We start from the raw sequence: 8450 nt of genomic DNA, 5'->3' as shown, positions 1-8450 counted from the left end.
ACTTTGCCCACAGCTTACAACGGCGGGTACCCGCCGTTGTAAGCTGTGGGCAAAGTAGTTGTCGATTTGACCGGTGATGACGTTCTATCTCCCGCGGGCACTCCGGCGCTCGGTCGATATCGAACTAACGACTTTCGAGACCCGCCCTGAACGACTCAAGCGGTCGGTTCTTCCAAGAATCAAGACATCCCTGAACCTCTTCCTTACGCCAACCGAGCGGTGAGAGGACGCTCGCCGTCGCCCTGATTACCAGGTCGGCGTAGAACTCGGTGTCGTATTCACCGCTCGAACATTCCTCGAGGAGTCGAACACGCTCCCGACCACGTCGTTCGTCGTTGACGACGACGTACCGGATGGACTGCCCGGAACTCACCGGGAGGCCGTAGTCGGAAGCTCTGGCGAGCGCGGAGACGGTGCGCGTCTCGTGGTGATACTCGTCACGGGCCTTCGACATCCGCTGGTCGATGGCCAGAGCGTCGGTTGGCACGTCCCCGCGTCGAAGGCGAGACAGATGGACGCGCAGCCCGTCGCAGACGGCCGCAGGTGCCTCGTCGGCGGGCTTGCCGGCGGCGAGGTGCTTGTCAAGTGTTCTGATTAGGTCCCGCTGGACGGCAGCGACGAACGGTGGGGTCGAGCGCTGGCGACACTCGATACCACGGAACTTGAACGCCTTCTCCTCAGTACGGTCGATGCCAGTCCGCTTCCCGAAGTACTTCGTGAGCGCACCGGCCTCGGCGTGGCGTTGGGGGACGAACGCGACCCAGTCGAACGCCCCCTCGTACTCCAGTTCGATACCGACATCGGCAGTAATCGCGGCGGCCAGCTCGTCGAGCGACGTTGGGTCCGCAGCGCTGGGCGTCACCCAGAGGGAGTCGACGATGCCATGGAGGACCTCCCACCCACCGGCTTCGAGCGTCGTTTTCGCCGAGAGCAGGATATCCCGTGCAATGGCGTTGATGGCTTCGTGGACCTCGATGCGCCCGAACTTCGCGTTCGCAAACCCCTGGTAGCCGAAACACGAGACGAGAATCCACTTCAACGCCGACGAGCGCCCCTCCAAAGCGGCTCGCTCGTCTGGGTCGTCGGTCTCCGCAATCCGGCGCTTGATGGCCGCACGGTCGTCGATGATCGGCTGGAGGACGTCGGGTAGGTAGCCATCGTCGGGGCACACCGCGTAGTCCAGGCTATCGAGGTCGCGTCGATCGGGGTGGCAGTCACAGCGAACCGTCTCGGGCGAGAGATTTCGCGTACAGATGATGTTGGGATAGAGACTCGCAAAGTCGAGCTCGTGAACGTCGCGGTGGAGGCCCACCTCCGGAGAGAGCGTCGTCCCACCGCGGTCAGCGGCGTGGAGTTGTCGCATCGTCTTGAACCGCTCTGGTCGCCACGCCTTCCAGGGAACGAGCACGCTCCGCGACAGTGCCTCCCGAATCTGAATCGCCGTCAGGACGTTCCCGATGCTGGCCCACCCCACCTCCTGCAGAGGTTTCCCCGAGCGCTCGACGAGGTCGAGGATGCCGTCGAGATTCGATTCGTCCCAGAAGAACGCGTTCGAGGTGTCGATGAGTACCCGTCCGGGAACGTTGTACCGAGCGGGTGAGTGCCCGACGCGACCGTATGACTGGTAGGTCGACTTTCCTGCGAGCTGGTCGTACCCCGGTGCTCGCCCGAGGCGCAGCGGGACGTCGTGGCTGGTGGCGACGTCGAACAGCGCCGGCACGACGTCGCCTGTGTTCACCGCGAGCACGTCTGGATCGCGTTCGTTGAGGCGGTCTCGAACCGCATCGAGGATGTCCCAATCGGTCCCGGTCGTCGCTTCCCCGTCGACCACTACCCGCTGAAGGTCGCCACTCGCCATCTGCTCGGATGGAATCGCTATCTCGACTGTCCGAAGCGCTCTCGATGCCACGGGCTGGATGTCCTCTTCGAGACAGTAGCGGAACTCGCGGTGAAGGTCGACGTTGAACAGGCGGAATCGCCCCGGTCGGTCGTATCGAGAGACGAACCACGCGACCTCTTCGACAGCGGTGAGGTCACAGACGTCGATGGCGAGCGCCTCCTGTACAGGATAGCGAAAGCCCGGTCGCTTCGAGACGGTACGAACGGCTTCGACGTGCGGTAGATTTCGTAGGCGCTTAGTGAGTCGAGTCAACCGCCCAACCTGTGAGGGAGTCCCATCTGGGAGCGGTGGCGCGGTCGTCGCGTAGAGCGTCGGTGTGTACTCTGGATTCCGTTCGACGGTTGCCCCGTCGTCGGTGAGCGTCCACTCCCAGACGCAGTCGTCCCGGTAGTCGATTTTGTAGACCACGACTCAGCGATTCAGGTCATCTTCGATATCGTCGAGGCGACCTTCCAGTTCGTCGATACGCTTCTCCTGTTCGAGGTCGATACTGACGAACACCGGCATCAGCGGCGAGCGGTGATTGAGGTAACTGCCCGCGTCGGCGTGTTCGTGAGCGTACTCGAACAGTCGGTCCAGGACGAACTGGTCGTCTCGACGCAGCGCTCGGCGAAAGTCCGCCCACCGGTCCTCAACACCGCGCAGCAGGTCGCGGAAGGTGAGATTTGTTCGCCCCATCTTCAGGCCCTCGCGAGCAGTCCGATCTCGGCGTCATCGTACAGCGGTCGACGAGCTTCGATGGTCTGTCGCCAGAACGCGAGCGTCGTCTGGACGAGGCCATGGCCCGCTGGATAGACGAGTGTCTCGAACTCCTCGCCGGCGAAGCGCGGGCCGTGGCGGGTCTCCTGGTACTCGATACGCTCGTCGCTGGCTTCGGCGATGGGTTCGGTGAACTCGTCGACGCCGGCTCTGGTCACCAACACTGGAACGTCGTACTGACGGGCGACACCGGCGACGGTCGCCAGCGCTCGCAGGAGAAGTCGGTCGGCATCCCGCGAGCAGTCGTCGTCCCGGTAGGGCAGGTCGAGGGCGGGACACACGACGAGTGACGTGTCGTCATCGACGCGCTGGGCCACCTCTTCGAGGAGTCGAAGGTGCTGGTAGGGCGTGAACGCCCGGCCCACAGCGATGCGCTCCAGACTTCGCTTGCTCGGTGCGAGTCGCGCCAGCGGATGGGTCGTCGCATGGCCACCGGCGTCGACCCACTGAATCTCCCCACCGTTCAGTAACAGGTGGTCGAGGACGAGCGTCTGCACGATCGTCGTCGAAGCGGCGTGGTGCTGCCGGGCCGTCGCCGATGGGTTGCCCGCCTCCAGCAAGCGGACGCCCGGCCGGAGCGTGGGAAGAGCCGGCGTTCCAGCGCCGGTCTCCTGTGCGACCGTCGAGTGCGTACGATGCATACTGATACTCAGCATCGACTGACAGATAACGCGACCCGAGTCGGTGCCAGAAGTGCCAGAAAGCATAGCATGGTGGGGGGTCGCCACTGCGCCCGCACTCGGTTTCCACCTCGGTGAAACTGTCCGCCAGAAGACCGCTATTCTCGCCAGAAGTCGAGTAGACAGGCCGCCGACTGCGATGGTTTCCCGAACACCACCGAATTCGTTCGCAACAACAGGGGCCTCTGACACCCTGTATCATACTTCACACAAGGTATTCTATTGACGCTTTTTGTCTCATTAGACAACGTTGTCCAGTACTGGTCAGATATGGGCACTTGGAGCGGACCGCCCCCGAGTAGCGTTACTCCACCGGCCCGTAGCGCCGGTCACGGCTGGTCCCTTCGACGCGAATCAGGTCGTATCGAGCGAGTTTGAGGAGGTAGTCCCGGATGGTCCGGTCGGCGCGTGGGTCCTCGACGCGCTCGCGGTAGGCCTGATAGAGCTCTGCAGGTTCCATCTCACCGTTCACCTGGAGACAATCGTATAGCGCTCGCTGGTGTGGTGTGAGCGTATCGACGTTCTTGCGGTGGACCTCTTCTCGGGCGTCGGATTCCGTATCGTCGACGAGGTCGGGCGTGATCTGTTCGAGTCCTTCCTCAGTGCCGTGGCGAGCAGCACTCCGAAGCATCGAAATCGCAGCGCGGGCGTCACCCGCTGCCTTGTCAGCGATGTGTTCGAGCGTCGACTCGGTCACCACATCCGGTTGGAAGCCCCATCGGACACGGTCTTCGAGAATCCCGACGAGTTCGGCCATCGAGTACCGCGAGAACTTGATGCGCTCGGCACCGACGAACCGACTCCGGACGCGATCGTCGGCTCCCGAGAGGATATCGGCTTCGTCGTTGGCGATGAGGACGATAGCGAACTTCGGGAGGTTGTTGAGGTGATACAGCGTCTGCTGGTGTTCGAGCTGGTCGGCCTCGTCGAGGATGACGACGACCGGTGGCCCGTCGTAGTTCTGGAGGCGTTCGAGCAGTTCGTCGAGCGGAGTCGAGCGCCGGTGGACGTCGACTGTCTTGCCAAGGCCCTCCAGGATACGATAGAGCGTCCGATAGCCCGAGTAGTTCTGCCAGCAATTCACGTACTGGTAGTCGACATCGAGGACGGCTTGGCGAAGTTGCTCGACAGTGTAGTTGGCGATGCAGGTCTTGCCCGCACCCGATGGGCCGTACAGGATGGCTGGGTCGGCGTAGTCGCCCTGGACGAGCGGGTCGAGCACCGTCGTGAGGGCATCGACCTCCGAGTCGCGGTGGCGGACGTCCCGCGGGGTAAAATCCGCCTGCAGAACGCGTGCGTCGGTAATCATCTACCGGGCAGGTTAGTCGAACGGGAATAAAATGGCAGGGGTGTCGCCGCCAGAAGTGCCAGAAAGAGTAGCATGGTCACGAAAACCGCCTTTGCTTCCTCCGATACGGCTGTTCAGCACGATTTCGACCCGTTTCCGATTCTTTCCGATACTGGTTTCGCTCGCCTCCGGGGCCGTCTCCCTACTGGTTTCTATCACACCTCCGCGAACGCCTCACAGCCGTTGCGGATGTGGTTTGGAATCTCTCCGAACGACACCGCGTCCCCGCAGTGTGGACACTCCTGCTCGCTGGGTTGGGGATGCCCGTCAGCGTCCTTCTCGTCTGGTTTGTCGAAGAACTCGTCTCGAATCTCCCGAGACGGGGCTTTCCACTCACGGTTCATTTCCGAGAGAAGCTTCTGGAAGTCCCGGAACCGGCGATTGGCGATGACACCGGGGTTGTCCTCGAGGAACGTCCGAAGGACGGCTTTTCGATCGTGCGCAGCAAGATACGCGACTGTCGAGCAGCTGCCACCGATACGCGTCCCACCGGAGACGGTCAACGTGAACCGCCGGATATCGGCTTTTCGATCGGCCGGGCGGATCTGTCTGCCTGGAAGCTCAGCAATCGGGCTTGGGCCGTGTTCTCGGAGGTACGCAATGTTCTGTGCGACCATCGTACCGGCAGGCACTGCTCGTTAGACAAAAACGTTCTGTGAATGAACTGGTCTATCGGGCCTAACCAAGGATTAGAAAAGAGCGCCTGCAACCTTGGTTAGGTCGGGGCCGGAGATACGTCACTCTGGAGTGGGGCATTCAGCAGACGACGAAACGACTATACCCTGGTGGTTCTGCCACTCATATGCGCGGTCGTGTGACTGTCGCGGCCCACGTACCAGTCGTTCGACTGGTGGCTCGCGGGGTGAAGTCCCTTTCAGCTTCACCTCGCTGTTTCAACGCTCCGGAGTGGCCACGCTCACTCCTGACTTCGCTCGATGCGGGGCTCACGTCCGGTCTCTCGGATGGCGTCGTTCCAGGTTCCCCAGCGATGGATGTAGACGCGAGCGGTGAACTGCGAGCGGTCCTCGAACTCTGGACCCGTCACGGCGCGGCCGACGGCCTCACAGACAGCGTCGAGTTCGGCGAGCAGGAACTCATCTGGAAGATTCCCGGGCTGGTTCGGCGGGAGTCCAGCGGCCAACTGGGCCACCGTGAGCGAGCCGAACGCATTGAGGAAGTGGTGATAGGGTACCTCGGCGTGCTCCCGGAGGTCTTCGTGGCGAGGAGTCCCGTCGACGATAGCGGCTACGCGTCGGAGTTCCTCGACGAGCTTGGCCTCTCGGTCAGTCAACTGTGGTTCAGTGTCGGCCGATGGTGCCAAGCCGGTGAGTTGCACGTTGAGGACGGCGTCGACCGCCTCGGCGGTGAGCCAGATGTTCTTCTCCGAGCGGCTGGTCTCCGCGTCGGTGACGGCGGCGATGAACTCGGCGAGCGCGTCGAGGTAGTCGTCCGTTCGGTCCTCTCGGAAGGCGATGCCCAGACCGGGCTCTATCCGCCGGCCCGCGCGGTTCTGCACGTACGTCGCCACGAACGTTTCCTGAACTGCGCTGGGTGCATCGTCGATGTACTCGGGGACGGTGAGGTCCAAGTCGGCCTTCGAGCCGATCGGCGCACCGTAGGCGACCAGTGTCCGGCCGAGCAGCGAGGCATCCTCGTCGACGGTCGCCTGGGTCGCCCGACTCTCACGCTCGGTGACGGTGTAAGCGAGTTCGAGCAAATCGAGAGCAGTTGTGAGCCGCTGGTGTTTGTCGTCGGTGTTGACCGTGAATACCGGCGTGTAGGTCTCGGTGGCAATCGAGCCCGCCGAGAACACCCACGCCACGAGTGTCGTGAGCGCTCGAAGCGATTCCAGCGAGGGGTCGAGCCAGCCGTAATCGGTCGCAGCGTCGATGCCTCGCACGGCGTCGGGTTTCGACCCGCTCAGCCAGGGACGGATTCGTGAGCGCGACAGGCCGAGAGCAGTTGCGACAGCCCCCGAAGCCTCGTCGGGGTGGTCCTCGGCATATGTTTGTACCTCGGCGTACTGCTCGACCCGTTCGACGGCATCGCCAGTGTAAGTTTCGGCGAGCGCTCGGGCGATAGAGTCGTCGAGGGCCATGCGGTAGCTATCGCTCGGTGGTGAGTCAAAATAAAACGCCACGGTAGGGCAGCATCGTGGGGGGTTGCCCGCGTGGGTGGAACAGAGTGCGAATCGTGGGGATTCGCGTGGTTTACTGAACGGTGTATTCCTGGAGGGTAGACGAGCTACCGCCGTCTTCAGACGTCCAGATAATACGAACCGTGTCACCCGACTCAAGCGACTCACCAACATCGAGCGACGGGTCAGCCCCAGCAGGGTCGGTGATAGTGACCTTGGTGTCGGGGCTGAACGTAGCGATAGAGTGTAGAGAGATCGTAGTAGACGAACTCGCTGTGACCATTGTGCCATCGCTGTCCCAAAGCTTGACAGCTTCAGAGTCGCCGTCGGTGGTGTAGGCTTCTTCGCCGTTGACGGTAACTGCAAGACGCCCCTGGTCAATGGAGGCACCAGACATGTGGCTAATATCGACTGTCTTGATTTCCATCGAATCCCCGTCGTTAGGGTCGTTGTAGGTGACCGTCTTCTGGTTGAAATCGAACTTCGCGGTCGGGGCGGTCTGGGCGGAGTCACCGAGGCCGAGCGTCAGCGAGGCAATCACAGCGGCGAGGATGACCGTGATGGCCACCATAAGTATCACGCCAATGACGGGACTGACTGCCCTGTCCTCAGCATCAATGAACTTACGTAGGTTCATTATTCCTGAACGGTGTAGGTCGCGAGCGTCGAGGACGTGCCACCGTCTTCGCTCGTCCAGATAACCTTAATCTGCTCATTTTCCGAGACGTCGGACAGAGTCAGGCTGTCACCTGCGGAAATAGGGTTATCTGCGTCAGCACCACTGAAGGCTGTGCCGTCCTGGTCCGCGGGGGAAGCGCCACTGTAGGTGACAGTGATACGGTCTGCGTCAATCGAGGCACCGCTTGCGTGCGTGACGGTGACATCAGCGTCGCCCGAACCGGACGCAGCTCCCTGATCGAAGTCGAACTTCGCGGTCGGGGCGGTCTGGGCGGAGTCACCGAGGCCGAGCGTCAGCGAGGCAATCACAGCGGCGAGGATGACCGTGATGGCCACCATAAGTATCACGCCAATAACGGGACTGACTGCGCGGTCGTCCGCGTTGAGCATCGATTTGATTTTTTGCATCATGGTTGTGTTCTGTCGCGGACAGTTCCCCGGAGTCCGGCCGCTACGCTTATCACGCAAGCCATAGTACAGGCTCATAGAGCGCGAAAGCGCGGCGATTTCAAGCGTGGTGGGTCATCCCACCGCGCCATCCTTTCACCTTCTTCCGTGAGCGTCTGATCCGCTTCATCCGATACGAAAAACTCTGTGAACATAAGTCTATCCTAAATTCCTATCATTCACTATATTGAGTAAATCTTCCGTTGAACAACGTTGCCAGGGCCTTAACACAGCATTATCGGCAGGTACAGACGCTCTCGCTACAGCCGGTGAATTTCCCTCGTGGCAACTGTCCTATCAATCAGTATAGCCTCGCGGCCGCTGACGGGCTGATTTCGACTCCCCTAACGGCTCACGCGCGGCGCTCGCCGAGGCCTGGAAAGCACTTTGGACACGGTTTGGCTTCGAGGACGGACTCCGCCGAGCCACGGGGCATCTTCTGCCCGTCCGATCGTGCCGGGCCACACGGCGGTCGAAGCGAACGGGAATCGCTTTCGCGGT

8 protein-coding genes are annotated in these 8450 nt (G+C 61.8%); all 8 read right to left on the bottom strand.

The window, feature by feature from the left end:
• Positions 1-124 precede the first annotated feature (124 nt).
• The gene (locus GQS65_RS17475; RefSeq protein ID WP_368280304.1) at positions 125-2308 is read right to left on the bottom strand and encodes a type B DNA-directed DNA polymerase; all 2184 of its coding nucleotides are present in this window, start codon (positions 2306-2308) and stop codon (positions 125-127) included.
• Positions 2309-2311: 3 nt separating this feature from the next.
• On the bottom strand, positions 2312-2578 hold the full coding sequence (locus GQS65_RS17470; RefSeq protein WP_158205912.1) for a hypothetical protein: 267 nt from the start codon (positions 2576-2578) through the stop codon (positions 2312-2314).
• A gap of 2 nt (positions 2579-2580) precedes the next feature.
• Positions 2581-3300: a hypothetical protein gene (locus GQS65_RS17465; protein WP_233265184.1), complete on the bottom strand. Its 720-nt coding sequence runs from the start codon at positions 3298-3300 to the stop codon at positions 2581-2583.
• Between the two features lie 343 nt (positions 3301-3643).
• On the bottom strand, positions 3644-4648 hold the full coding sequence (locus GQS65_RS17460) for a Cdc6/Cdc18 family protein (RefSeq protein ID WP_158205911.1): 1005 nt from the start codon (positions 4646-4648) through the stop codon (positions 3644-3646).
• A 194-nt stretch (positions 4649-4842) separates the two neighbouring features.
• Entirely contained in the window at positions 4843-5304 is a 462-nt protein-coding gene (locus tag GQS65_RS17455) for a hypothetical protein (protein ID WP_158205910.1), read from the bottom strand.
• A gap of 299 nt (positions 5305-5603) precedes the next feature.
• The gene (locus tag GQS65_RS17450; protein ID WP_158205909.1) at positions 5604-6785 is read right to left on the bottom strand and encodes a homing endonuclease associated repeat-containing protein; all 1182 of its coding nucleotides are present in this window, start codon (positions 6783-6785) and stop codon (positions 5604-5606) included.
• 112 nt (positions 6786-6897) lie between these two features.
• On the bottom strand, positions 6898-7461 hold the full coding sequence (locus GQS65_RS17445) for a type IV pilin (RefSeq protein WP_158205908.1): 564 nt from the start codon (positions 7459-7461) through the stop codon (positions 6898-6900).
• A complete protein-coding gene (locus GQS65_RS17440) occupies positions 7461-7913 on the bottom strand; it encodes a type IV pilin (protein WP_233265183.1) in 453 nt (150 codons plus the stop codon). The genes GQS65_RS17445 and GQS65_RS17440 overlap by 1 nt, the downstream gene beginning before the upstream one ends.
• Positions 7914-8450 lie beyond the last annotated feature (537 nt).

The organism is Halomarina oriensis (assembly GCF_009791395.1).
In the GTDB taxonomy this organism is placed as follows: domain Archaea; phylum Halobacteriota; class Halobacteria; order Halobacteriales; family Haloarculaceae; genus Halomarina; species Halomarina oriensis.
The sequence above is the reverse complement of the archived record's forward strand: the minus strand, read 5'-3'. Positions and strand labels throughout refer to the sequence as shown.

Excerpts from the sequence above, each read along its gene's own strand:
- GQS65_RS17450 (WP_158205909.1), bottom strand. The coding sequence starts at position 6,785 with ATGGCCCTCGACGACTCTATCGCCCGAGCGCTCGCCGAAACTTACACT.
- GQS65_RS17445 (WP_158205908.1), bottom strand. The coding sequence starts at position 7,461 with ATGAACCTACGTAAGTTCATTGATGCTGAGGACAGGGCAGTCAGTCCC.
- GQS65_RS17470 (WP_158205912.1), bottom strand. The coding sequence starts at position 2,578 with ATGGGGCGAACAAATCTCACCTTCCGCGACCTGCTGCGCGGTGTTGAG.
- GQS65_RS17460 (WP_158205911.1), bottom strand. The coding sequence starts at position 4,648 with ATGATTACCGACGCACGCGTTCTGCAGGCGGATTTTACCCCGCGGGAC.
- GQS65_RS17455 (WP_158205910.1), bottom strand. The coding sequence starts at position 5,304 with ATGGTCGCACAGAACATTGCGTACCTCCGAGAACACGGCCCAAGCCCG.
- GQS65_RS17440 (WP_233265183.1), bottom strand. The coding sequence starts at position 7,913 with ATGATGCAAAAAATCAAATCGATGCTCAACGCGGACGACCGCGCAGTC.
- GQS65_RS17465 (WP_233265184.1), bottom strand. The coding sequence starts at position 3,300 with ATGCATCGTACGCACTCGACGGTCGCACAGGAGACCGGCGCTGGAACG.